The sequence below is a fragment of the Acinetobacter nosocomialis genome (genome assembly GCF_041021905.1).
GTDB classification, from domain to species: Bacteria; Pseudomonadota; Gammaproteobacteria; order Pseudomonadales; family Moraxellaceae; genus Acinetobacter; species Acinetobacter nosocomialis.
The window spans coordinates 1,519,111-1,543,438 of record NZ_CP157432.1 but is presented as its reverse complement, the minus strand read 5'-3'; the positions used below and the strand labels follow the sequence as shown (position 1 = coordinate 1,543,438).

At 40.6% G+C, this 24,328-nt stretch carries 22 protein-coding genes and 1 pseudogene; 6 read left to right on the top strand and 17 right to left on the bottom strand.

Annotated elements, in window-relative coordinates:
- The first annotated feature begins 113 nt into the window (after positions 1 to 113).
- The gene (locus ABLC00_RS07095) at positions 114 to 518 is read left to right on the top strand and encodes a helix-turn-helix domain-containing protein (RefSeq protein ID WP_032046163.1); all 405 of its coding nucleotides are present in this window, start codon (positions 114 to 116) and stop codon (positions 516 to 518) included.
- On the opposite strand, the gene ABLC00_RS07090 is transcribed toward ABLC00_RS07095, so the two are convergent.
- Both ABLC00_RS07090 and ABLC00_RS07085 read right to left on the bottom strand, forming a co-directional pair.
- Positions 502 to 1,065 (bottom strand): TetR/AcrR family transcriptional regulator, encoded by a 564-nt coding sequence (locus tag ABLC00_RS07090; protein WP_033846882.1) that lies wholly within the window; start codon positions 1,063 to 1,065, stop codon positions 502 to 504. The genes ABLC00_RS07095 and ABLC00_RS07090 overlap by 17 nt on opposite strands.
- Positions 1,066 to 1,719: 654 nt before the next feature.
- Positions 1,720 to 2,064: a DUF6864 domain-containing function gene (locus ABLC00_RS07085; protein WP_033846839.1), complete on the bottom strand. Its 345-nt coding sequence runs from the start codon at positions 2,062 to 2,064 to the stop codon at positions 1,720 to 1,722.
- Between the two features lie 346 nt (positions 2,065 to 2,410).
- Between ABLC00_RS07085 and ABLC00_RS07080 the strand changes: the two genes are divergently transcribed.
- Positions 2,411 to 2,995, top strand: a complete 585-nt coding sequence (locus tag ABLC00_RS07080) for a hypothetical protein (protein ID WP_033846840.1) — start codon at positions 2,411 to 2,413, stop codon at positions 2,993 to 2,995.
- Positions 2,996 to 3,138: 143 nt separating this feature from the next.
- Here ABLC00_RS07080 and ABLC00_RS07075 read toward each other — a convergent pair whose 3' ends face one another.
- The 13 genes from ABLC00_RS07075 to paaA all read right to left on the bottom strand — a co-directional run bounded on the left by ABLC00_RS07075 (position 3,139) and on the right by paaA (position 14,505).
- Positions 3,139 to 3,522: a PaaI family thioesterase gene (locus ABLC00_RS07075; protein ID WP_033846841.1), complete on the bottom strand. Its 384-nt coding sequence runs from the start codon at positions 3,520 to 3,522 to the stop codon at positions 3,139 to 3,141.
- A 75-nt stretch (positions 3,523 to 3,597) separates the two neighbouring features.
- A complete protein-coding gene (locus tag ABLC00_RS07070) occupies positions 3,598 to 4,203 on the bottom strand; it encodes a DapH/DapD/GlmU-related protein (protein WP_033846842.1) in 606 nt (201 codons plus the stop codon).
- On the bottom strand, positions 4,190 to 5,155 hold the full coding sequence (gene paaX / locus ABLC00_RS07065) for a phenylacetic acid degradation operon negative regulatory protein PaaX (RefSeq protein ID WP_000062822.1): 966 nt from the start codon (positions 5,153 to 5,155) through the stop codon (positions 4,190 to 4,192). Before paaX ends, ABLC00_RS07070 begins: the two co-directional genes overlap by 14 nt.
- Positions 5,156 to 5,208: 53 nt before the next feature.
- On the bottom strand, positions 5,209 to 6,498 hold the full coding sequence (gene paaK / locus ABLC00_RS07060) for a phenylacetate--CoA ligase PaaK (RefSeq protein WP_033846844.1): 1,290 nt from the start codon (positions 6,496 to 6,498) through the stop codon (positions 5,209 to 5,211).
- Between the two features lie 40 nt (positions 6,499 to 6,538).
- Entirely contained in the window at positions 6,539 to 7,747 is a 1,209-nt protein-coding gene (gene pcaF / locus ABLC00_RS07055; RefSeq protein ID WP_000390396.1) for a 3-oxoadipyl-CoA thiolase, read from the bottom strand.
- A gap of 12 nt (positions 7,748 to 7,759) precedes the next feature.
- On the bottom strand, positions 7,760 to 9,298 hold the full coding sequence (locus ABLC00_RS07050) for a 3-hydroxyacyl-CoA dehydrogenase (protein WP_033846845.1): 1,539 nt from the start codon (positions 9,296 to 9,298) through the stop codon (positions 7,760 to 7,762).
- 2 nt (positions 9,299 to 9,300) lie between these two features.
- The gene (gene paaG / locus ABLC00_RS07045) at positions 9,301 to 10,092 is read right to left on the bottom strand and encodes a 2-(1,2-epoxy-1,2-dihydrophenyl)acetyl-CoA isomerase PaaG (protein WP_002046513.1); all 792 of its coding nucleotides are present in this window, start codon (positions 10,090 to 10,092) and stop codon (positions 9,301 to 9,303) included.
- Positions 10,092 to 10,865 (bottom strand): enoyl-CoA hydratase-related protein, encoded by a 774-nt coding sequence (locus tag ABLC00_RS07040; RefSeq protein ID WP_033846846.1) that lies wholly within the window; start codon positions 10,863 to 10,865, stop codon positions 10,092 to 10,094. The genes paaG and ABLC00_RS07040 overlap by 1 nt, the downstream gene beginning before the upstream one ends.
- An 8-nt stretch (positions 10,866 to 10,873) precedes the next feature.
- The gene (gene paaE / locus ABLC00_RS07035) at positions 10,874 to 11,935 is read right to left on the bottom strand and encodes a 1,2-phenylacetyl-CoA epoxidase subunit PaaE (RefSeq protein ID WP_004709490.1); all 1,062 of its coding nucleotides are present in this window, start codon (positions 11,933 to 11,935) and stop codon (positions 10,874 to 10,876) included.
- Between the two features lie 23 nt (positions 11,936 to 11,958).
- The gene (gene paaD, locus ABLC00_RS07030; RefSeq protein WP_005070011.1) at positions 11,959 to 12,459 is read right to left on the bottom strand and encodes a 1,2-phenylacetyl-CoA epoxidase subunit PaaD; all 501 of its coding nucleotides are present in this window, start codon (positions 12,457 to 12,459) and stop codon (positions 11,959 to 11,961) included.
- A gap of 16 nt (positions 12,460 to 12,475) precedes the next feature.
- Positions 12,476 to 13,231 (bottom strand): 1,2-phenylacetyl-CoA epoxidase subunit PaaC, encoded by a 756-nt coding sequence (gene paaC / locus ABLC00_RS07025; RefSeq protein WP_001016793.1) that lies wholly within the window; start codon positions 13,229 to 13,231, stop codon positions 12,476 to 12,478.
- A 12-nt stretch (positions 13,232 to 13,243) separates the two neighbouring features.
- A complete protein-coding gene (gene paaB, locus ABLC00_RS07020; protein WP_000389648.1) occupies positions 13,244 to 13,534 on the bottom strand; it encodes a 1,2-phenylacetyl-CoA epoxidase subunit PaaB in 291 nt (96 codons plus the stop codon).
- Positions 13,535 to 13,566: 32 nt separating this feature from the next.
- Positions 13,567 to 14,505: a 1,2-phenylacetyl-CoA epoxidase subunit PaaA gene (paaA, locus tag ABLC00_RS07015; protein WP_000431128.1), complete on the bottom strand. Its 939-nt coding sequence runs from the start codon at positions 14,503 to 14,505 to the stop codon at positions 13,567 to 13,569.
- Positions 14,506 to 14,770: 265 nt separating this feature from the next.
- On the opposite strand from paaA, the pseudogene paaZ reads away from it, so the two are divergent.
- Positions 14,771 to 16,873, top strand: a pseudogene (gene paaZ, locus ABLC00_RS07010) (phenylacetic acid degradation bifunctional protein PaaZ).
- Positions 16,874 to 16,916: 43 nt separating this feature from the next.
- Here paaZ and ABLC00_RS07005 read toward each other — a convergent pair.
- Positions 16,917 to 18,296 carry an L-serine ammonia-lyase gene (locus ABLC00_RS07005; protein ID WP_033846848.1) on the bottom strand — a complete coding sequence of 460 codons (1,380 nt, stop codon included), beginning with the start codon at positions 18,294 to 18,296 and terminating at the stop codon, positions 16,917 to 16,919.
- A gap of 449 nt (positions 18,297 to 18,745) precedes the next feature.
- Here ABLC00_RS07005 and ABLC00_RS07000 point away from each other — a divergent pair, with 449 nt between their 5' ends.
- From ABLC00_RS07000 to abaF, 3 genes are all read left to right on the top strand, one after another.
- Positions 18,746 to 20,317 carry an APC family permease gene (locus ABLC00_RS07000; protein WP_000203776.1) on the top strand — a complete coding sequence of 524 codons (1,572 nt, stop codon included), beginning with the start codon at positions 18,746 to 18,748 and terminating at the stop codon, positions 20,315 to 20,317.
- A 152-nt stretch (positions 20,318 to 20,469) separates the two neighbouring features.
- Positions 20,470 to 22,050 (top strand): aldehyde dehydrogenase (NADP(+)), encoded by a 1,581-nt coding sequence (locus tag ABLC00_RS06995; RefSeq protein WP_033846849.1) that lies wholly within the window; start codon positions 20,470 to 20,472, stop codon positions 22,048 to 22,050.
- Positions 22,051 to 22,211: 161 nt separating this feature from the next.
- The gene (gene abaF / locus ABLC00_RS06990) at positions 22,212 to 23,501 is read left to right on the top strand and encodes a fosfomycin efflux MFS transporter AbaF (protein ID WP_033846850.1); all 1,290 of its coding nucleotides are present in this window, start codon (positions 22,212 to 22,214) and stop codon (positions 23,499 to 23,501) included.
- 67 nt (positions 23,502 to 23,568) lie between these two features.
- Here abaF and ABLC00_RS06985 read toward each other — a convergent pair whose 3' ends face one another.
- Positions 23,569 to 24,321, bottom strand: a complete 753-nt coding sequence (locus tag ABLC00_RS06985) for an AraC family transcriptional regulator (protein ID WP_033846851.1) — start codon at positions 24,319 to 24,321, stop codon at positions 23,569 to 23,571.
- Between the last annotated feature and the right edge of the window lie 7 nt (positions 24,322 to 24,328).

Below are 24,328 nucleotides of genomic sequence, written 5' to 3'. Positions count from 1 at the left end.
TGGATCCAATATAGAGATGAGCCTTAATATAATATTTATTCCTGAGCCATATAAGGTACGTACCTCAAGGTTAGTATTAAGCTTATTCACATTTGAATGGAGATAAATAAAGCATGGGTACGAAAAATGTAAAAGTTCCCACCTTGACCGAAAGAGTCCGAAGAGGCGATCTTTTTACTGGAGAGAATAATTGTCAGTCTCGAGAAGCATTTGCTCATGTTACAAGCCTCTGGGGAGTGATATGCCTGATTGCTTTACGTGATGGCACCCATCGTTATAGTGAGTTACGCCGTAAAGCAAACGGAGTCAGCGAAAAAATGCTGACTCAGACCCTCCAGCATTTAGAAAGAGATGGTTTTATACGCAGAACTTCTTATCCAGTCGTCCCTCCCCACGTCGAATATGATTTAACCTTATTAGGTGAGGAAGTCGCTAAACGTGTTGCTGCACTTGCCGATTGGTTAGAGGTTAATTTAAGCGATATTAAAGCAGCCTCTTTAGCTAGTGAGGATGGATAGTGGCGATAAGAAAACGCTCAAACATATTTTCCCGCTCGATTGCCCCATCTGAGCTTAAAAGCTGAATGATTGTACCCTCCACCATATATACAAATAGCTTGGCATCGGTAAAAGAAGCATCCGCGCTTAACACTCTAAGCTGGCTATAAATTTCATTTTTTAGCCATGTTCTGTATCTCACCGCGGTTTGATAGGCGTTGGGATAATTATTTTTAGTTTCAAAAATGGCTTTAAACAATAAGTAATACGGCCCTTCTAAATCGGTATGTAAGTCATAAAGCTTTTTGAGTTTATCTATGGCGGCAGTACCTAGGTCGTACTCGACCATTGCAACCACTTGGTCTTGGAGTCGTTCTTTTTGTACGATCAGGCAAATTTCAATAAAGCGTTCTTTAGAGTGAAAGTAGTTATAAAACGTCATTTTATTCACTTCGGTTTCTTTCACAATTTTGTCGACGCCCACCATGTGAAAGCCACCGTGATGAAACAGATTAATCCCTTTTTTTACTACTTCTAAAGCACGTGTTGAGAGAACTAAATTTGGCATAGTTTTACCGTTATAAATTCTTGTTGTTTGTAAATGAGATACTTTTTTGGGAGAAAAAAAGGCACAGCAAAGCCGTAAAGACTGTGCTTGGCACATCTCAAGTTTTGTTGTTGCTAAGTTTTAAATAAAAAAGACTTTAAGCCTGAAAACCTTAAAGCGTTCAAGCTGCTTTAATTTTTAAGCTGTGTCGTTATAGCTTTTGGCATGGAGAGCCAAGAAATAATGGATGTGCAAAGCCAACTCCTTTTTATTGGGAGTTCTGCCGACATGAATAGAAATTATGGTGGCAGAACGAGAAAGGGTTCGCGGACTGGTACAACAACCAGCACACCCGTAGGTGTCCCTCTCCCGTCCTACCGCTACGGGAGGAGAAGAGGAGATGCTCACACAAAATTATCCCTCAGAAAGGAATAATTCTGATGTTGTTGTAATCGGTCCGCGACGACCGGCTGGCAATGTGGCCAGCAGGCAAAGAATAGTGCCCAACCCTTTTACAGTCAAGCACGCAAAATGCCATTTGTTTTAAATTAAATCATTAGAAAAGTAAGGCTAAATAATGGGTGGGTTATTGTTAAGTGGGGGTTGTAGAGGGGGAAATAAAAAAACAGCCTTGGGAGGCTGTTTTTGGGTAGAGGTTATTAATTATAGAAAAAATTAATAATCTGCAAAAATACTAAATGTCAACTTTCGAGCAATCTTTTCAAATGGCTGAACTATAAATGTTATGTATAAACTTCCCTCAATAGAATTTTTCACTTTATATGGTTCAAAATGGCCTGTACCCAAACCATTTTGAGCATTAATAACAAAAAAAGTTATCTCTCCATTCTCTATATTTTGTACTTTGAATGAATCTGATGGTTCAGCATCATTATAAATAAAATTAAATTTAACCTTTCTTCCATCAATATCAATTTCAATTAGTTCTGCTTGAGTATGAATTACCTCTGATTTTATCAATTTCAGACCATTTACTTTAGTCACTATATTTACAGTCATATCTTATCTCTTATAAATTAAATTTAATAAACATATATATAAGATATTATCAATTTATTCAATACAGCATATTAACAATAAAAATTTAATTTATAAAAATTAAAACCATAAAAGAAACAAGCAAGAATAAAAGATGATCTTTTTCTCATTTTCAATACTACTAAGGTAGTATACCAATAAAATAATATGGCAAATAATCATTTTTGATTTTTTCAATCATCTTTCAACAACCTCATTCTGGAATAACTTTTAATCCTAGTTATAAAAAATTTAGTTTTCCTTAATAACATTTTACTAATAAAATTAGTATTATTAATTGCTAATTTTTTCTTGTAAGGAATTATTGATGTTTGGTTATATACTCTCTTCCTTTAAGGAGTCTTGCTTTAAAATAACTATTTATGCATTTTTTTTTGGATGGATCCCTTTAATTTTAACTTCAAATTTTGTAATAAATCTGATAGATAAATATTTCTATTTTGGTTTTCTAAAAGGAATTAGTGATGCTCAAGCAGGCAGAAATCCGTTAGAGGAAATGTTAAGTGGACTCATTCCATCTAGTAAACCTCTATTAGCGGTCCTTTTTCTGTATGCTTACATACATATATTTCTTTTAATGATTGGTTTTTCATATAGATTTCTTATATATATGAAAAAAAATTTATACAAAAAAAACTATGAATACAAAGATGTTGTTCATTTTTCAATCAACTACAAGCTTTATAGTAAAAAAATGAAATCGCTCATAATTCTTTCAGATTTTATATTTGAAGTTTTATCTGGTGTAATAGGAGCATTTATTGCTTATATTCTATTGACTCAGTCTATATCCAATGAAATATCAAGCTTATTAGATCTAATCTATAATGTTTTTTTATTATTATGGAGTAAAAAATTCCTCGAAAAAACAGTTATTATCTCAAGTCAATAATAGAAAATAGTACTTATACATGTATCTATGATTTTTACATATTTTTTATATATACTCAATTAAATAAATTATTGATGTTAATATTCATCTTATGTGAAAATTTATAATATTTGACTTTACTCTAATTTTTTATGCTTAAGTAACTATAGTGCTAGTCTGTAACACGTAGATGTAAACAAAGCGACTCTATTATTCAAACCGTCTGTTATCAACACTTCATAATGCGCGAATTTTTTACTACTGCCGACCTTGGTTGCCGTTGCAAATAACACCCTATCTTTCGCCCCGCTCATATAGCGAATATCCGCCTGTAGGCCTGTATATGGCGCATCCCCTGCATTACAAGCCATCGCAAAAGCGATATCGGCTAAAGAAAATATGACGCCACCATGTACGCCACCCAAGGCATTCATGTGTTCGTCTTTCACATTAAGCTGACAACGCGCTTCGTCAAAACTGCGATGCAGCACTTGAACACCCAATAGCTCTGCGAATTGATCAACCGCAGCAGTTTCCATTTTTTGCACAAACGTCTCCCTACTCGTGCGAGTATTCCTTAAGTGTTAAACCTATGTATATTGAAATCGACTGATTAAAAGCCGTTAAACACTATCTTGTTTAATCTGATAGTTTGAAGCACTAAAGTCTTTATAGGTCAGGCGGTCATCTGACTCTGAGCTTAAAGGCTGAACTTCTTGCATTGAATTTAAGCAGCGCTGTGCAAGCTCAATGTATTCTTGCGTGCCTCTGGTTTTCCACTTTTTTTCTTGTTCTGATAACTCACGTGCAACCTTAGCAGGACTACCCATTGCCAAAACATTTGCCGGAATTATATCTTTGGTTTTGACCAAGCTATTTGCGCCAATAATGGTGTTTTCACCAATTTCAGCATAGTCCAAAATTACGCTGTTCATGCCGACCAAAACATTTTTACCAATGCGGCAACCATGCAAAATTGCCCCATGCCCTATGTGGCCCATTTCCTCAACTAAAGTCACGCTTTGTGGAAAGCCATGTACAGTGCAGCTATCTTGTATATTGGCATTTTGCTTAATATGAATACGGCCAAAATCGGCACGCAATGAAGCAAATGGTCCTACATATACGCCCGCTTCAATAATCACATCACCAATTAAAACAGCAGTTGGGTGTACAAAAGCCTCTGGACTTACGACAGGAATAACACCGTCAATACTATAACAAGGCATGATTTAACCTCTCATTTGTCGCCACCAAACCTCCGAAACGGCGCCAATAATGTGCTGTGGCATTTGGCATTGGTCCTTCTGCTGTTGCAGCAACAGACAAGAAGTATTCATCCGCAGGTTCAAATACTTTTTTATAAATATTCATGGATAACGTTCGCGCACTAATCGCCGGCCAGTCAGTTGGCAACAACTCAAGCGGTAGTGCAGGGTCTTTCAATAAAATCCGTCGATAATAATGGATCAGCAAAGTTCGAATCTGAAAGGCCTGAACAGGTTCGAGTTGTTCATTTTCCTGCATCAGCAACACGCCAATTTCCCTAAAAATATCGAGAAACTGTAAATATCTTTGGCGTAATTCATCGATAGGCCAGTTGGTTCTGAGCATACGACCAATGGTATCGACCGAATTATTAAAGAGCTGCAAGGTTTCGGCTTTAAACACCACCACTTGCTCACTCATATTTAAATCAACCAACAAGCGTTGCAGTTCAATACGGTTACAACCCGGATAAGCCATTAAGTTTGTCGAAATATTGGCAAACCCTAACCATTCGAGTTCTTTCTTTAACAACGCTTTATTTTCAGTGTCGAGACTAGACATCAGAATAAGATCCCAATAGTGGTCCCACTCTTTCATCTGGTCGTTATAAATACGTTGTTCGGCTTGCAAATAAGTCGAACGGCTCGAATCGGTAATGCGATAAAAACTGGTTCTACCGATTTTGTCCGAACATAACCAATCATTTTTAACTAAACGAAAAACAGAGGTTCTTACAGCACGGTCATTAAAACCAAACAGCTCTAATAACTGAATCAGGCTTGCAAGACTAATGTTTCCACCCCGATGAAGTACTGAATCTCCAAAAATTGTCGAAATAAGCGAAGTTCCACTTAAGGTTTCATTCTTTACAACAGAATCAATTATTTGCTGTATTTTTGCACTCATACTCATGTCTTGGCGTTTAGTTTCAGGGTATAGATTCTATACCCTGAATGATCTTGATGTTAAGCAATCTGACGCATATCGATTACCCGCTTTGCCTTTCCTTCCGAACGAGGTAAGGTCGCTTCTGTCACAACTTCTACAGTAACGCTAATCCCAATCATGGTTTTAATGCGTTTCATCAACTCCTGAGCAAGTTGATTGGCCTGTATAGTACAGTTATGACACATCTCTGTACGGATATGCAAAGTATCCATATGGCCTTTTTTAGTCACCAAAATTTCATAATTTGGAACTAAATGCGGAACTTGCAAAATTTGCTCTTCAATCTGGGTCGGGAAAACGTTCACGCCGCGAATAATCAGCATGTCGTCACTACGGCCCACAATTTTATCCATTTTACGCATTGCCAGATTTTCGCCCGGTAGTAAGCGGGTCAAATCACGAGTACGGTAACGAATAATCGGTAAGCCTTCTTTGGTAATAGTCGTAAAGACTAGCTCGCCAAGTTCGCCATCTTTACAGACTTCACCTGTTTCAGGGTTAATAATTTCTGGGTAGAAATGATCTTCCCAAATGGTTAATCCTTCGCCCTCACCTAAACACTGCATGGCAACACCCGGCCCCATGACCTCAGACAAGCCATAAATATCGAGTGCTTTAATATTAAGGCGTTCTTCGATTTCACGGCGCAGTTCGTTAGTCCACGGCTCGGCACCAAAAATACCGACTTTTAAAGACGTATTACGTGCAGTACCAAATTGTTGTTCGAGCTTTTCAATAATGCTCACGCAATATGATGGCGTAACCATAATTGCGGTAGGTTTAAAGTCTTGAATAAGCTGAACTTGCTTTTCAGTTTGACCGCCAGACATTGGAATAACCGTTGCACCTAAGCGCTCGGCACCATAATGTGCGCCTAAACCACCTGTAAAGAGTCCATAGCCATAAGCCACCTGAACCATATCTTTAGCAGTTAAACCCGCCATGCGTAAGCAACGCGCAACAATGTCCGACCAAGTATTAATATCTTTTTGGGTATAACCCACCACAGTCGGTTTACCCGTTGTGCCCGATGATGCATGTAAACGCACAATTTGCTCTTGCGATACGGCAAACATTCCAAACGGATAGTTGTCTCTTAAATCCTGTTTGGTGGTAAATGGAAACTTTGCCAGATCGTCTAAAGTCACGAAGTCATCAGGATGTACACCCGCTTCATCGAACTTTTTCTTATAGACCGGACTATTTTCATATACAAAAGTCAGGGTTTGTTTTAACCGTTTAGTTTGCAGTTCTCTAAGCTCTGCAAGTGTTAATTGCTCAACATTATCCGTTGTGAGGCTGTCCATCGCCTATCTCCTCATTATGTAATTTTTAAAACCGTCTAAATTAATTTAAATTTTCCAAAATCAGTGCAACGCCTTGTCCAACACCTACACACATCGTGCAAAGTGCATAGCGTCCACCGCGTTTTTTTAGCTCACGTGTTGCCGTAATCACTAAACGTGTACCGCTCATGCCTAACGGATGTCCTAACGCAATCGCACCGCCATTTGGGTTCACGCGTTCATCGTCATCTTTTAGCCCAAGTTCACGCATACAAGCCAAAGATTGGGCTGCGAATGCTTCATTTAGTTCGATCACATCCATCTGATCTAGCGTTAAACCTGTTTGCTTTAAAATTTTCTGCACAGCCGGAACAGGACCTATACCCATATATTTGGGTTCAACCCCTGCACTTGCAATGCCAATCACGCGTGCTAAAGGTTTTAAACCATGTGTATCTGCAAATTCACGGTTGGTAATTAGCACACACGCGGCGCCGTCATTTACACCAGAGGCATTTCCGGCAGTCACCGAGCCACCTTCTTTTTTAAATGGGGCTTTTAGTTTTGCGAGTGCTTCAAGTGTTGTTTCACGCGGATGTTCATCGCGGTTCACCACAACCACGTTTTTCTTACGATCTACAATCTCGACAGGCAAAATCTCATCGTTAAAGAAACCGTTTTGTTGTGCAGCAGCGGTTTTTTGTTGGCTACGTAATGCAAAAGCATCTTGGTCTTCACGACTAATCTGATATTTTTCAGCTACATTTTCAGCAGTTTCGGGCATGCTGTCAGTGCCGTATTGCGCTTTAAGTTGCTTATTTACAAAGCGCCAGCCAATCGTGGTGTCATAAATTTCAGGTGTACGGCTAAACGCTTCGGTCGGTTTAGCTTGTACAAATGGTGCGCGGCTCATTGACTCCACACCACCTGCCAACACAAACTGCGCTTCACCAGCCTTAATTGAGCGTGCTGCAAGGCCTACTGCATCTAAGCCAGAAGCACACAAGCGATTGACCGTCATCGCTGGTACTGTGTCAGGTAAGCCCGCTAACAGTGTCGCCATACGTGCAACGTTACGGTTGTCTTCACCTGCTTGGTTAGCACATCCTAAAAATACTTCGTCTACCGTATTCCACGGTAAGTTCGGGTGTTTATCTTTTAAATATTTAATGGGCAATGCAGCTAAATCATCTGCACGTACTGCACTTAACGCACCTGCATATCGTCCAATTGGGGTACGAATAAAATCGCAAATTAAAACGTCTTCCATGTTGACTCCTGATTATGCAAATTCGGTCATATCACGTGAATATTGAGTAGCAATGTTTTGGGTTTTCGCTACATATTGCTTGAGGTAGATACTCGCGCGATATTTTTCCTCTCCATACAGTACATACAAGTTATTTAAGGTTTGGAGCACATAAGCACCGCCCATTTGTGTCAACCACTGGTAAGGACCTTTAGGATAATTCACTCCATATTTCATGGCATTATCAATATCTTCCAGACTCGCAACACCATGTAAACTTGCTTCACAGGCTTCATTAATGAGTAAAGCGATGGTGCGTAAGGTTAACAGTGCTGGATGGTCTTTAATCCACATCACGCTGATACCAAACTGTGCAAAATAAGCTTCAACTTTAGCCAGATCACTTGCTTCACAAAGCTCGTTATGACTGAGTACTAAAGCCTCTGCGTGCTCAAAATCATGATGCCAATCCATCAAAACCACTTTACGGCTTAAGTAATGAATATTGGCCGACTCCCCTTGGCTTAAACGCAAGTCGATATCATCAATTTGAAGGATATTGTCGTCACTCGCAGATCCGCTTTTTAAACCTAAACGCGTTAAAAAAGCAGGTAGCTGAGACCAAGTCCCTTTTAGCTGAATATGGGCATCGACTGGTTTGGCGACCACAGCTTGAGGCTGAAATGTCTCGTACTGATTTTTTTCGTTATAGCTATAAAAGCCCTGTTTTGACTTACGGCCCCAAGCTCCTGCATCGACCAATTCTTTTTGAATGAGGCTTGGACGGTAGCGTGGCTCGTAAAAAAATTCTTGGTAAACGCTTTGCGTCACCGAAAAGTTAACATCTTGCCCAATGAGGTCGGTTAGTTCACAAGGCCCCATCGCAAAACCACCACATTGCTTTAAGGCATAATCTAGCTGTTCATAGCTGGTGACTTGTTCTTGCAGTGCTCTAAAGCCTTCTGCATAAAACGGCCGTGCAATTCGGTTAACAATAAAACCGGGAGTCGACTTGGTGAGTACTGGAATTTTTTTCCAATTCAACATCAAATTTTTTAGAGCCAAACATAAGCTGTTTGGTGTTTTTAAGCCTTGTACAATTTCAACCAGTTTCATGACTGGCGCAGGGTTAAAAAAGTGTAAACCCACTACGCGCTCGGGGTGAGCAATACCCGCCGAAATTGCAGTCACTGAAATTGAAGATGTATTGCTTGCAAAAATGGTTTGCGCACTACAAATTTCAGCGAGCTGTTTAAATAAAGACTGTTTAACTTCTTTTTTCTCGACGACCGCTTCAATCACTAAGTCAGCATCACGCAGCGCTTCAACTTGATTGACCACCGTTAAACGCGCTAATGCTTCATCAGCTTGCTGTTGTGTGAGCTTGCTCTTTTCAACCAGCTTTTTAAACGTCTGCTCTAAGCCTTGAGCGGATTGTTGCGCTTTTTGAGCATCTAGATCATATAAAACGGTCGAGTGCCCATTAACGATGGCTAACTGGGCAATGCCGATGCCCATGGTGCCAGAACCAATAACGGCAATTCGGGCACGAGATAAGTCTAAATCTGTCATGCTTAACGCCCTTTAAAATTTGGTTCACGTTTATTCATAAAGGCTTGTACCCCTTCACGATAATCTTCGGAACGGCCCGCAATACGTTGTAAGTCACGCTCTAACAGCATTTGCTCATCAAAGGTGTTATTGCTTGATTGATGAATCGCTTTTTTAATGAGAGATAAACCAAAAGTAGGCTGTTTCGCTAAACGTTCAGCAAGTTCAGTCACTTTTGTTTTAAGCTCAGCGTCCTCAACCACATCCCAAATCATGCCCCATTCTTTTGCGGTTTCTGCTGGGAGCTTGTCACCTAACAAAGCCAATCCCATCGCACGCGCATGACCTACAGCACGTGGTAAAAACCATGTACCCGCCGAGTCTGGAACCAAACCTAAGCGGCAAAATGCTTGTACGAAGTTTGCCGATTTGGCTGCAATCACCAAGTCACACGCCAGTGCAATATTTGCCCCTGCACCTGCTGCTACACCATTTACGGCGCAAATCACAGGCTTTGGCATATTTACAATCGTTTTAATGAGCGGGTTATAGTAAGTTTCAATGGAATATCCTAAATCTGGAGCTTCAGCGTTTGGGTCTACTACACGATCACCTAAATCTTGCCCTGCACAAAAGCCGCGACCTTCGCCACTAATCACCACACAGCGAACATCCGGATTTTTGGTCCATTGGTTTAAAACCTCAGCCACTTCACGGTGCATATCAACGTTAAAGCTATTCAGTGCTTTTGGGCGGTTAAATGTCAGGTAGCCAACACCATTTTTTTCTTCAGCAATAATATTTTGATAGTCCATCACTCACCTCTAAACACTGGCTTTCTTTTCTCAAAGAAAGCATTAATCCCTTCGTTTCGATCTTTTGTAGCCGCCAGCCAGACAAAGTTTTGACGTTCAAACTTGAGTCCCTGACTTAACGTTGTTTCATGAATACTTTTAATTGATTGTTTAATCACGCGAATCGCTAAAGGCGCTTGTTTGGCAATCTTGGCTGCCAGTTGAACCGCATATTCAACGGTTAATTCAGTCGGCACCACTTGACTGCAAATGCCATGTTGCTCTGCCTGTTTTACCGAAATCATCTCACCTGTCATGGCCCAGCGCATGGTGAGTTGTTGCCCAACCAAGCGTGCTAAACGCTGTGTTCCGCCGGCACCCGGCAACATACCCAAGGTAATTTCAGGTAAAGCGAATCGGGCATTTTCACCGCAAATCACCATATCTGAATGCAAAACCAACTCAAACCCAGCGCCTAAGGCATAGCCATTGACTGCACTAATCAGCGGTTTACTAAACGCATCAATTTTTTGCCAAAGCTTTGGGCGAATATCGAGTTGCAAAGACACCGCGTCCATTGCAGCTAGCTCGCTAAGATCTGCTCCAGCTGCAAAACATTGAGCATTACCCGTTAAAACCACTGCTTTGACTTGAGCATTATGTTCAGCTTCTTCGAGCAACTCGCACAAACACTGCAAGGTTGAATTGTTTAATGCATTTCTTTTTTCCGGACGGTTTAGGGTTAATAACAAAACACCGTCAGTTGCTGTGCTGGCTTTGATCAACTCTTGCATGACAGCCTCTATTCATCAAAACTCAAGCGAACATTTGAGCCTTTTGGTAAGGTCTGACAGCTCAGCACATAGCCCTTTTCAACTTCATCTTCTTCAAGACTATAGTTCAGGAACATGTCGACTTCGCCTGAAAGCACCTTACAGCGACAGGTCGCACACACCCCACCTTTACATGCATACGGTAAGTCGGCACCTGCACGTAAAGCCGCATCAAGAATACTTTCATCTTCTTGAGCTACAGAAACAATCAGTTCACGACCATCTAAAATGATATTGACCTTTTCTTCTTTACGGTTTGCATCCGCTTCAACACTACGTTTACGCGCTTGTCCTGTATGGAAACGTTCGGTGTGGATTCGCTCTTTGGCAATACCAAAGTTCGGCAACGTGTTTTCTACGGCATTCATCATTTCGTCTGGGCCGCAGGCAAACACATGGTCAAAGTTTGTTTCAAGCACTTCATAATCAAAAAGTTGCTTAAGCTTTTCTGCATCAATACGACCGTTCATGAGCTCGCTGTCATTGAACTCACGAGAAAAAATATTGATGAGTTGAAAGCGTTCTTTAAACTGATCTTTCAAATCCATAATTTGCTCGGCAAACATGGTTTGTTTCCATGAGCGATTGCCATAGAGCAAGGTAAAGTTAGCTTCAGGTTGTTCAAATAAAACTTGTTTAATAATTGATAAAATTGGCGTGATACCACTGCCTGCCGCAACACCTAAATAGTTTTGTCCGCCCATCTTGGCTGCTTTTTGAAAAAACACACCTTGTGGTGGCATCACTTCAAGCACATCGCCCACTTTCAAATGGTCATTTGCCCAATTTGAAAATTGACCCTGATCAATTTTTTTAACCGCAATACTGATGTCTTCTTTGCCCGCATAGCTACAAATTGAATAACAACGGCGGATTTCACCCGCTTCAGTTAAATGGCGAATGGTTAAATGTTGACCCGGTTGAAATTGAAATTGTTCTTGTTGTTCAGGTACAACGTCAAATGCAATACAAATTGCCTGATCGGTTTGAGGCGTAATACTTTTTACTTTTAATGGTACAAATTGGCTCATGGCTGATTTCCTTATCTAAAGACTTAAATACATTTGAAGTAATCAAAAGGCTCAAGACAGTCCTGACATTTATAAAGTGCTTTACAGGCGGTGGAACTAAACTCTGTTAACAGTCGGGTATGTCGGCTTTTACAACGTGGGCACTCGACACCATCATTTAAATGAACGTGAGTTCCGCACTGATGCGCCAACCCTTCAGGTGGTGCAATGCCATAAACTTGTAGTTTCTTTTTCCCTGCTTCAGACATCCAGTCCGTGGTCCATGCTTCTGATAAATCGACCATGACTTTGACCGGTGTCAAAGCTTCTGCGGTAAATGCCTCAACAATTTGTGCTTTGAGCATATCTGTTGCTGGGCAACCGCTATATGTCGGAGTTAGACGAACAATAATTTCTTGTTGATCATTAAGCTCTACACCGCGGATCATGCCTAAATCGACAACCGATAATACCGGAATTTCAGGGTCACTTACCGTTTGTAGAACATCCCAACATTGGTCGATGCAATGACGAATCATTTGCATGGCTCACCTCCTTGTCTTACCAGGTCATTCCCGGATAAGTTCTTTGAATACATTGCATTTCAGCCAATAAATAACCTAAATGCTCGGTATGTAATCCTTGTTTCGCACCACGGCGATAAGCACCGTTCACAGCAACATTTAATTCAAAACGCTTAAGCTCATCTGCAATGGTTTGGTTCCATTGTTCTTTTTCATTTGAAAAATCTGGAATCACACCTTCTGCAACTAGTGCTTGCTCGTCTGCACTCAGTTCAAATAATTCAGCGGTAAAGCGCCATAAATTATTTAATCCGTCTTGCACACGTTGATGTGCTTCATCTGTGCTTAAACTTAAACGTTCCATCCAGCTTGTCGAAAAGCGGATGTGATACTTCACTTCTTTTAAAGATTTCACAGCAAGCGCACTTAATTCAGGAAGTGAGCTTTGCGCTAAAGCCGTAAATAAATGAAGATGATAATGGTCCATCAACCACTGACGTACTATCGTTTGTGCAAAATCGCCATTCGGCTGTTCACACAACAATAGGTTTAAAAACTCACGCTCAGTACGGAAATACGCAAGTTGGTCTTCATCACGTTTAGCTTCATCATATTGACCAGCCAAAGTCAGAAAGTTTCTTGCTTGACCTAACAAGTCCAAGCCGATATTGGCTAAGGCAATATCAATTTCTAGCTCAGGTGCATGCCCGCACCATTCAGCCAAACGCTGAGATAAAACCAGTTGACTGTCGCCAATATGTAATAAGAATTTAGATAAAACTGAATGATTCATTTGCCATTCCCCTTACATGTGCTCAATGCCATCTGGGATATGGTAAAAAGTCGGATGACGATAAACCTTGTCTAAAGAAGGATCGAAAAATTCAGCTTTTTCATCTGGCTGTGATGACTTAATCAGTTCTGAACGAACTACCCAAATGCTAATTCCTTCATTACGACGCGTGTAAACATCACGAGCATGTTGCAGTGCGATTTCATCATCAGGTGCTCTTAAGCTGCCTACATGGCGATGGCTTAAGCCTTGTTTACTACGTACAAATACTTCGTAGAGCGACCAGTTGTTTTTATCTTCCATTTTTATTTCCTCAAATTTTTCCATAAATCTTGTTAAGCCACTTTGTTCGCTTCAAGCTGCTGTTTTTTCGCGTAGACTACTGCTGCATCACGAACCCATTTGCCGTTTTCCCATGCTTTACGGCGTGCTTCGATACGCTCGTGATTACATGGTCCACGTCCGGCAATCACTTCATTAAATTCGTGCCAGTCAATCTCGCCAAACTCATAGTGGCCTGTTTCTTCATTGAACTTTAAATCTGGGTCCGGTACTTCCAAGCCAAGTTGCAACACTTGAGGTACGGTGTTATCGACAAACTTTTGACGTAATTCATCATTACTAAAACGCTTGATTTTCCAAGCCATGCTTTGTGCACTGTTTGGAGAGTGCTCATCACTTGGACCAAACATCATCAGGGCTGGCCACCAGAAACGGTTCACTGCATCTTGTGCCATCTGTTTTTGTTCCGGTGTACCGTTTGCCAAAGCCATCATGGCTTCAAAACCTTGGCGTTGGTGGAAACTTTCTTCTTTACAAATGCGTACCATCGCACGTGCATATGGCCCATATGAAGTACGGCAAAGCGCAACTTGGTTCACAATGGCTGCCCCATCGACAAGCCAACCAATTGCAGCGACATCTGCCCAAGTCAAAGTTGGATAGTTAAAGATTGATGAGTATTTCATTTTCCCATTAATCAACTTTTCCATCATGTCATCACGGTCAGCACCTAAGGTTTCTGCCGCGCTATACAGATATAAACCATGACCCGCTTCATCTTGTACTTTCGCGAGCAAAACCGCTTTACGTTTTAAAGTCGGCGCACGCGTAATCCAGTTTCCTTCAGGCAACATACCTACAATTTCAGAATGGCCATGTTGCCCGATTTGACGAATCAATGTTTTGCGGTAGGCATCAGGCATTTGATCCTTAGCCTCGATCGTAATTTCATTGGCAATATTTTGTTCAAATTTCTGGTAATTGTTTTCCATTCTTTCATTCCCTGTAGGTATCACCCTTAAATCTATTTTTCGATACACAAAAAACAAAGTCAACTATTTTTTTAGTATCAAATTAAATCCACAACAACAAAACAATTTAAACCATTGAAATAAATAAAATTAAGTTAAATGTAAAAAACTTTTTTACTTTTAAAAATCAAAATAAAGTTGACTTTTATACAAATTAATCTGAAATTATGAATCATATTTTTGCAATTTTTATAATTGATGTATCAAATAAAAAAGGAGTTTGGTCATGCTTGAACAAGCACACCTAGAAGGAACCTCAACTGACACAGATTTTCAGCAGTCTGAACAGCAACAGCCTCATCTTGCTTCTTATGTCTATGGAACATGGCATTCGTCTGACGAAGAATTACGTACCGTTTATCATGCCATTACAGGTGAATCGATTTATGCCGTAAGTAGTCATGGCATAGATATGAAACGTGTTGTTCAATATGCCAAACAGAATGGTTCAGAACTGGCTAACTGGACGTTTCACCAACGTGCCAATGCGTTAAAACAAATTGCCCAACATTTACTTGAACGTAAGGAAGACTTCTACAAACTTGCTTATGCGACAGGCGCCACTCGTAAAGATGCGTGGATTGATATTGAAGGTGGCATCCAGACATTATTTGCTTATTCAAGTCTGGTTCGCCGTGAACTCAATGATGAAAAAATTATTACTGAAGATAGCTGGATTCAATTATCTAAAAATGGCACTTTCGGCGCTAAACACATTTTAAGCCCTAAAGCAGGTGTTGCCGTTCATATTAATGCTTTTAACTTTCCAATTTGGGGAATGCTTGAAAAGATTGCACCGACTCTACTTGCAGGCGTGCCATGTATTGTGAAACCAGCAACCGATGGTGCCCAATTAACTCAAGCCGTTGTAAAAGCAATTGAAGAAACACATGTCTTACCAAAAGGCGCACTACAACTTATTTGCGGTCAGACTTATGACCTGTTCGACCTCCTAGGCCCACAAGACTGCGTTACCTTTACAGGTTCTGCTTACACAGGTCAAAAATTACGTAATCACCCTCACCTTAATAAATATTCGATTCCATTTAGTATGGAAGCCGACTCGGTAAACAGTGCAATTTTAAGCCCTGAGGCAAATGAAGAAACTGTTGATTTATTTGTACGTGAAGTCTTCCGTGAAATGACCACCAAAGCAGGCCAAAAATGTACTGCAATTCGTCGTGCTTTCGTTCCTGAAAATTTGTTAGCGACTGTGCAAGAAAAGCTAACTGCCAAACTTGCTAAAGTTGTGGTGGGTGATCCTCAAAAAGAAGAAACCACCATGGGAGCTTTAGCGAGCATAAAACAAAAACATGACGTTGCAGAAAAAGTTGCCGAACTCAGCAAAGATGCAAAAATTGTTTTTGGTGGCAACAATAGCTTTAAATTTAATGCAGATCATCCTGAAAAAGGTGCTTTTTTCGCTCCAACTTTATTGGTGTGCGAACAACCTTAACAAGCAACGAATGTTCATACCACAGAAGCTTTCGGACCGGTATGTACACTCATGCCATATCAAAACATTGAAGAACTCGCTGACCTTGTTTCACGTGGTGAAGGTAGCCTAGTGGCTTCTGTCGTTAAAAATAACGATGAGAATATTGAGCAGATTATTCAAAAAATTGCGCCTTGGCATGGGCGTGTGCATGTACTCGATGCAGAATCGGCAAAAGAAAGTACAGGACATGGTTCACCACTTCCACATTTAGTACATGGCGGACCTGGTCGTGCAGGTGGCGGTGAAGAGTTAGGTGGTATTCGCGCGGTTAAACATTACATGCAGCGCACTGCAATTCAAGGCTCTCCAAACAGTCTGACGCAAATTACTCACTCATGGACTGCCGGTTCGAAAGTTAACGAAGACCGCGTACATCCATTTAAAAAGTCTTTTGATGAGTTAGTGATTGGTGAACGTTTATTAACGGCGCGCCGTACAGTCACCGAAGCAGATATTGTCAATTTTGCTTGTTTAAGTGGTGACTATTTCTATGCGCATACTGACAAAATTGCAGCGGCCGAGTCTTTCTTTGGTGAACGTGTGGCACACGGCTACTTCATTGTGTCTGCCGCAGCAGGTCTATTTGTCGATGCAGCACAAGGCCCTGTGATTGCCAATTATGGTATGGACAACTTACGCTTTGTTGAACCGGTTAAAATTGGTGACTCGATTCAGGTTGAACTCACCTGTAAGCAAAAAACACCTAAACCACAAAAAGACCCTTCTCAGCCTGCGCATGGGGTTGTGGTATGGGATATTAAAGTCAAAAACCAACGTGGTGAACTTGTCGCAACTTACGACATTTTAACTTTAGTTGCTCGCGAAGCTTAATGGTTAAAATGAGATGGGGTCACCTCGTCCCCATCTCTTTTTTTTAGCACTCAATGGCGTTAACAGCGAGACCACCTTTTGAAGTCTCTTTATATTTCTCAGACATATCTCTGCCTGTTTCTTTCATGGTCTGAATCACTTTATCGAGCGTGACAAAGTGTTCATCGTCATCATGAAGTGCCATTTGGGCTGCATTAATGGCTTTTACAGCTGCAATTGCATTTCGTTCAATGCAAGGCACCTGAACCAAACCACCAATCGGGTCACACGTTAAACCCAAGTTATGCTCAAGCCCAATTTCAGCCGCATGTTCCACTTGCTCAGGTGATGCACCTAAAATCTCGGCTAAACCTGCAGAAGCCATCGCACACGCCGAGCCGACTTCACCCTGACACCCTACTTCTGCACCAGAAATAGAAGCATTGAGTTTACATAAAATGCCGACGGCTGCCGCACTTAGAAAAAAGCGAACCACTTTATCTTCAGAAAAATCTTTAGAGAAAGTCACGTAGTAATATAAAACTGCCGGAATAATCCCTGCTGCTCCATTTGTAGGTGCCGTCACTACTCGACCGCCAGCGGCATTTTCTTCATTTACCGCTAAGGCAAATAAATTGACCCATTCCATCGCATGAAAAGTCGTCACAATCAGGTTTGAATTTTTCTTATTTAATAACTTATCGTGAATTTTCTTGGCCCGACGTTTTACGTTTAATCCGCCCGGTAATATGCCTTCATTAATTAATCCGTTGTGAATGCACTGCTGCATCACTTTCCAGATTTCCATAATCTTGCTACGAATCTCAGTTTCACTACGCCAGCTTTTTTCATTTTCAAGCATTAACTCACTTACTGATAACTGATGGGTTCTACATAAGCTTAAAAGTTCAGCCGCACTGTGAAATGGATATGGAACCTTAACATCGTTAGTTTCAGTTTGGGTGTGTGCTAATTGTCTTTGGCTAACAATAAAGCCACCACCTACCGAATAGTAAGTTTCTGCATATAAAATTTCTTGAGCCTCGTTATACGCACTTAACTCCATTGCATTGGGGTGATAAGGCAAAGATTCATCTAAAAAAAGCACATCATGCTTATAGTCAAAAGAAATAGTCTTTTGCCCATTAAGCCGGATGGCTTTATTTTCAAGAACATCTTCAATCAAATTTGTACTTACTTGAGTATCAATATGTTCAGGGTCAAAACCCATTAAACCTAACAGAACAGCCTTGTCTGTCGCATGACCGACACCGGTTGCCGACAGAGAACCGTATAACTTCACCTGAACTCTAACCGTTGCCTGTAAATCGTTTTGCTTCAATAAATCATCCACAAAACTGTATGCCGCACGCATTGGTCCAACTGTATGGGAGCTAGATGGGCCGATGCCAATTTTAAAAAGATCAAATACACTAATAAACACGTAGTCCTACCTTCGATTCATTATTATTCGTATGTTCGTCATTATTGTGTCCTTTCGGATAGCTCTAAAATTATCATTAAGCCATCTATAAAGCACTGAAAATAAATGGTTCATTGCCTAAAAACAATACAATCAATTGCTAGTACAGTCTTTTTAAAAAATTGAATTTTCCATTAATTTAAATGGTAAATGACTCACCTCATATTGAAGAATTGTTCTTTTGAGCAAATAAAATCACGAACCTTTGCCAATTTTTTATAAAAAATATTTGGTTTTCAAGTTATTTAGTTGAAATTTAAACTATTTTAAATATATTAAAAACAAATATTTACGTAATTTTCAAATCATTCATTGCCGATAAATAGAATAAAAATTCCCCTATTTACCAATAACCATATATCGTATACGATATATGAAAGAACAATAGTTCCGTCGTTAAGGAAAACGTAATGACAAGTCAGTTTAAAAAACAGTTATCTCTAATGGATCTTACATTCATTGGCTTAGGCGCCATTTTCGGTTCAGGATGGTTATTTTCAGCAAGTCATGTGGCCTCTCAAGCCGGCCCTGCAGGTATATTGTCATGGATTATTGGGGGCTTTGCCGTTTTAATTCTGGGAATTATTTATTGTGAGTTAGGCGCAGCCTTACCCCGAGCAGGCGGTATTATCCGTTATCCCGTATTTTCACATGGCCCATTACAAGGATATTTATTGGGTTCTGTGACCGTCATTGCCTTTTCAAGTTTAATTGCAATTGAAGTCGTCGCTGCTCGTGAATATGCAGCCGCATGGTTCCCTTCTCTTACCGCCGTACATGATGGTGTTCGAACTCCAACTACCATTGGATGGTTGTTTCAGTTCGCGCTTTTATGCGTATTTTTTGCATTGAACTATTACAGCGTAAAGACCTTTGCAATTGCCAACAACCTGATTAGTGCATTGAAATTTGCTGTGCCGGTTTTAGTGATGGTTGCACTTCTATACCATTTTAAACCTGCAAACTTTTCAATGACCGAGTTTGCCCCAATGGGCGCTCACGGCGTACAAGGTGCCGTATCTGCTGGCGGTATTATTTTTGCGTATTTGGGATTAACGCCGATTATTTCGGTGGCAAGTGAAGTAAAACGTCCTCAATTTACGATTCCTTTTGCACTCATCTTATCTGTCGTTTTGGCAACGATTATTTATGTAGTGCTTCAAGTCGCTTTCTTGGGTGCAGTACCTACCGATATGCTAGCAAATGGTTGGTCAGGACTCAGTGACAAGTTCCCATTACCTTACCGTGACATTGCCATGTTATTAGGTTTAGGATGGTTAGCACTGTTAGTTGTTTCAGATGCCATTATTTCTCCATCTGGCTGCGGCAACATCTATATGGCTGCAACTCCACGTGTCATTTATGCATGGTCAAACAGTAATACATTCTTCCGTATTTTTACGCGTGTAGATCCAAAATCAGGTATTCCTCGTTATGCCTTATGGTTAACGTTTGCACTTTCAGTATTTTGGACCATGCCGTTTCCATCTTGGGATAAATTAATTTCTGTGGTTTCGGCAGCTTTAGTTTTAAGTTATGCCCTTGCTCCTGTCACAGTAGGTGCCTTACGCCGTAATGCTCCTGAGCTTGAACGTCCATTCTATGTAAAAGGTTTTACCGTTCTTGGTCCACTGGCTTTTGTCATTGCGTCTTTTATTGTGTATTGGTCTGGCTGGAATGTCATTTCATGGTTGTTAGGCGCACAAATCGTGTTGTTTGCACTCTATGTCATTTTTAAGCGCTACGTGCCAACCCAAGAAGTCAGCCTTGCCCAACAGTTAAAGTCATCAACATGGCTCCTTGTTTACTACATCTTAATGATTCTTGCCTCTTACCTTGGCAGCTTCGGTGATGGCGCAACACACCTATTGGCAGCGCCATTCGACACCTTATTCGTCATGGTGATTTCTCTTGGTTGTTACTACTGGGGAATACGCTCAGGTTTACCAAAAGCACTGATTAAAAATGATGATGAAGCTTAGCGATCATTTGCTTAAACACATATAAGTTAAGGTTTTCTTTTGATTAATACCGTATACAAAATACAATATTTTCAAATGTAAAACCTTCACTTTGATAACTCTCCAACGTCAGAAGAACCACTTTTGACGTTCACTCTCAAGTGAGGTTGATAATGTTAAATATTACTGGTCAAAATTTTATTGCAGGTCAACGTTCAAGTGCAGGCAGTAAGTTTGTATTAAGTTACGATGCTGCAACAGATGAAGCATTACCCTATCAATTTGCTCAGGCGACTCCTGAAGAAATTGATCAGGCAGCTCAAGCAGCTGCATTGGCTTATCCTGCTTTTAGACAAACTACGCCAGAACAACGTGCTGTTTTTCTAGAAACGATTGCCAGTGAAATTGATGCGCTTGATGACCAGTTTATTGCGACAGTCTGTCAAGAAACTGCCTTACCAGAAGCTCGTATTCGCGGTGAACGTGGGCGAACTACAGGTCAATTACGCTTATTTGCCCAAGTATTACGCCGTGGTGATTATTTAGGTGCCCGTATTGATTTGGCTTTGCCTGAACGTCAACCGCTTCCACGTCCAGATTTACGTCAATATAAAATCGGTGTTGGACCAGTTGCCGTATTTGGTGCAAGTAACTTCCCTCTTGCCTTTTCTACTGCTGGTGGCGATACCGCTTCAGCACTTGCGGCTGGATGTCCAGTTATTGTGAAGGCTCATAGCGGTCACATGGCAACGGCCGAATACATTGCAAATGCCATTTGTAGTGCGATTGAGAAATGCGCTATGCCAAAAGGCATCTTTAGCATGATTTATGGTCAAGGTGTCGGTGAGCCACTGGTAAAACATCCAGCAATTAAAGCCGTTGGATTTACTGGTTCACTCAAAGGTGGTCGTGCTCTATGCGATTTAGCTGCCGCACGTCCTGAACCTATTCCTGTTTTTGCCGAAATGTCGAGCATTAACCCAATGATTTTATTACCCGAAGCTCTAAAAGTGCGTGGTGATAAAATTGCGACCGAACTTAGTGGTTCAGTGGTTTTAGGCTGCGGTCAGTTTTGTACCAATCCGGGTTTAATTATTGGAATTAAATCATCTGAATTTAGCCAATTCCTTGACCATTTCAAGGTTGCAATGGCTCAGCAACCGCCACAAACCATGCTTAATAAAGGTACTTTAAGAAGCTACGAGCATGGCCTGAAAGCATTACTCGCACATGACAAAATTGAGCATTTAGCGGGTCAACCACAGCAAGGCCATCAAGCCTATCCTCAGCTCTTTAAAGCTGATGTATCTCTTTTACTCGAGCATGATGAATTACTTCAAGAAGAAGTGTTCGGCCCAACGACGATTGTGATTGAAGTTGAATCGGCAGAGCAGCTCGCTCTCGCATTAAGCGGTCTACGTGGTCAACTTACAGCATCTTTAATTGCCGAACCGCAAGATTTTGAGAACTTCGCGATCCTTATTCCATTACTTGAAGAAAAAGCAGGACGTTTACTTCTAAATGGTTACCCAACAGGTGTGGAAGTCTGTGATGCCATGGTTCACGGCGGGCCTTATCCTGCAACTTCAGATGCACGCGGTACATCGGTAGGAACCTTGGCAATCGAGCGTTATTTACGACCAGTATGTTATCAAAACTATCCAGATCACTTACTGCCACTCGCCCTTCAAAATGCCAATCCGCTTGGTATTGCGCGTTTAGTCAATGGTGAAATGAGTAAAGCTGCTCTTTAATATTTTTAAAGGAGTTTATCCAAGTGATGAACTCCTTTTTATTTAGATCAAAACCTCACAAAGTAACCGCACATTATTCAAATAAAAAAGTGCAAAAAATGAATAGCAAGATGCTTCATCAAATCAATGCGTAACATATTTTTAAATAAGGATATTGGTATATGACGACAACACTAAAAAAGGTTGTAGCGGCCTCCATGGTTGGCTCCGTAGCAGAATGGTATGAATTTTTCCTTTATGGCACCGCTTCTGCCCTTGTCTTTGGCGAACTTTTCTTTCAACAAACTGGCAATGCTATAGATGGTATTTTGGCGGCCTTTGCCCTGTATGCCGTTGGCTTTTTAGCAAGACCTCTCGGTGGCCTCGTGTTTGGTCACTACGGTGATAAAATTGGACGCAAGAAATTATTGCAAATTAGCCTCATTATTGTCGGTATCACTACTTTTTTAATGGGCTGTATTCCGACCTTCCATCAAATTGGCTATTGGGCACCTACACTCCTAGTGATATTGCGTTTAATTCAAGGTTTTGCTTTTGGTGGTGAATGGGGCGGCGCAGTTATTTTAGTTTCAGAGCACAGTCCAGATGATCGCAGAGGTTATTGGGCAAGCTGGCCACAAACTGGCGTACCCCTCGGGAATTTAGTAGCCACGCTGGTTTTATTATTACTTTCAAAAAACCTCTCACCCGAACAATTCCTAGATTGGGGATGGCGCTGTGCATTTTGGTTCTCAGCAGTTGTGGTACTGATTGGTTTATGGATTCGAAAAAATGTAGACGATGCCGAAGTGTTTAAAGAAGCACAGGCCAAACAACGGCTTCTTGAAAAGCAACAACTCGGGATTATTGAGGTTTTAAAATATCATAAGAAATCTGTTATTGCGGGTATCGGTGCCAGATTCGCAGAAAATATTTTGTACTATATGGTGGTTACTTTTTCGATCAGTTATTTAAAGTTGGTCGTCCATAAAGATACTTCGCAGATCTTACTGCTCATGTTTGGCGCTCATCTGATCCATTTCTTTATTATTCCTTTTATGGGGCATTTGAGCGATATATTTGGCCGTAAACCTATTTATCTTATTGGGGCTGTACTTACTGCTTTTTGGGGTTTTGTCAGCTTTCCTTTAATGGATACAGGCAATGACTGGCTCATTATGCTAGCAATTGTGCTCGGTCTATTTATTGAGTCCATGACCTACTCGCCTTACTCTGCGTTAATGACTGAGTTATTTCCAACTCACATCCGCTATACGGCGCTTTCATTTTGTTATCAAGTTGCGCCAATTATGGCAGGTTCGCTTGCTCCATTAATTGCCTTAACCTTACTCAAAGAATTTAATAGCTCAATTCCGATTTCTTTATATTTGGTTGCTGCAAGTCTGATCTCTATAGTCTCGATTTTGCTAGTGAAAGAAACCAAAGGCCGGTCATTGGCTTTCAAAGATTAGTCTTTAATATATAAATTCAGCACTTAATAATCATTTTGGGTTGTTTTATACAGCCCAATTTTTTTGTCTAAATATTTTTGATAGAGGCCCGATACAAAGTAGGTGACATGCCTGTATGCAACTTAAACTGACGACAAAAAGCACTATGGTCGGTATAACCACAGCGCAAACCAATTTGAGTGATTAGTAAATCTGTCGCTAGTAGTTCAGTGGCGACTTGAAGACGAATTTTGCTAATCATTTGCCTCGGCGTTAAATGGTATATTTTTTTGCAATAACGTTCTAACTGAGCCACTGACACGCCAGCAATTGCGGTCAAATGCGCCAAAGTAATGGTTTCGGCATAATTCTTTTTAATATATTCCTCAACCTTAACCATTTTGTAAAAAGCAGGATGTGTATTTTCAGGCACATTTAAATCATTAGAAATTCCAGCAATTCCTACTAACTTTCCATCCGCATCAAATAAAGGTTCTTTATAAGTTAAACACCAACCCGACTGATTTTTTGCATATAAATGCAGCTCTAATTGCTCTGTTAACTTTTTACCGCGGCGAATAACTTGCAAGTCTTGCGATGTATATATTTTTCCAAGTGAATGAGGAAAAACTTCAGAAGAGGTTTTTCCCAATATTGCATTTTTATCCTTTAGACCGCAGCGATTTACTAATGTTTGATTGACAAAGACATAGCGTGCTTCGGTATTTTTGATGAAAAAAACCACCGAAGATAAAGCATCAAACAATGGTTCTATACTTTCCAGATTTTTTAAGAAATCTTCCAAAGTGGTAGTTAATTTCGGAATTTGAACCAAAGTCATGAGCTAG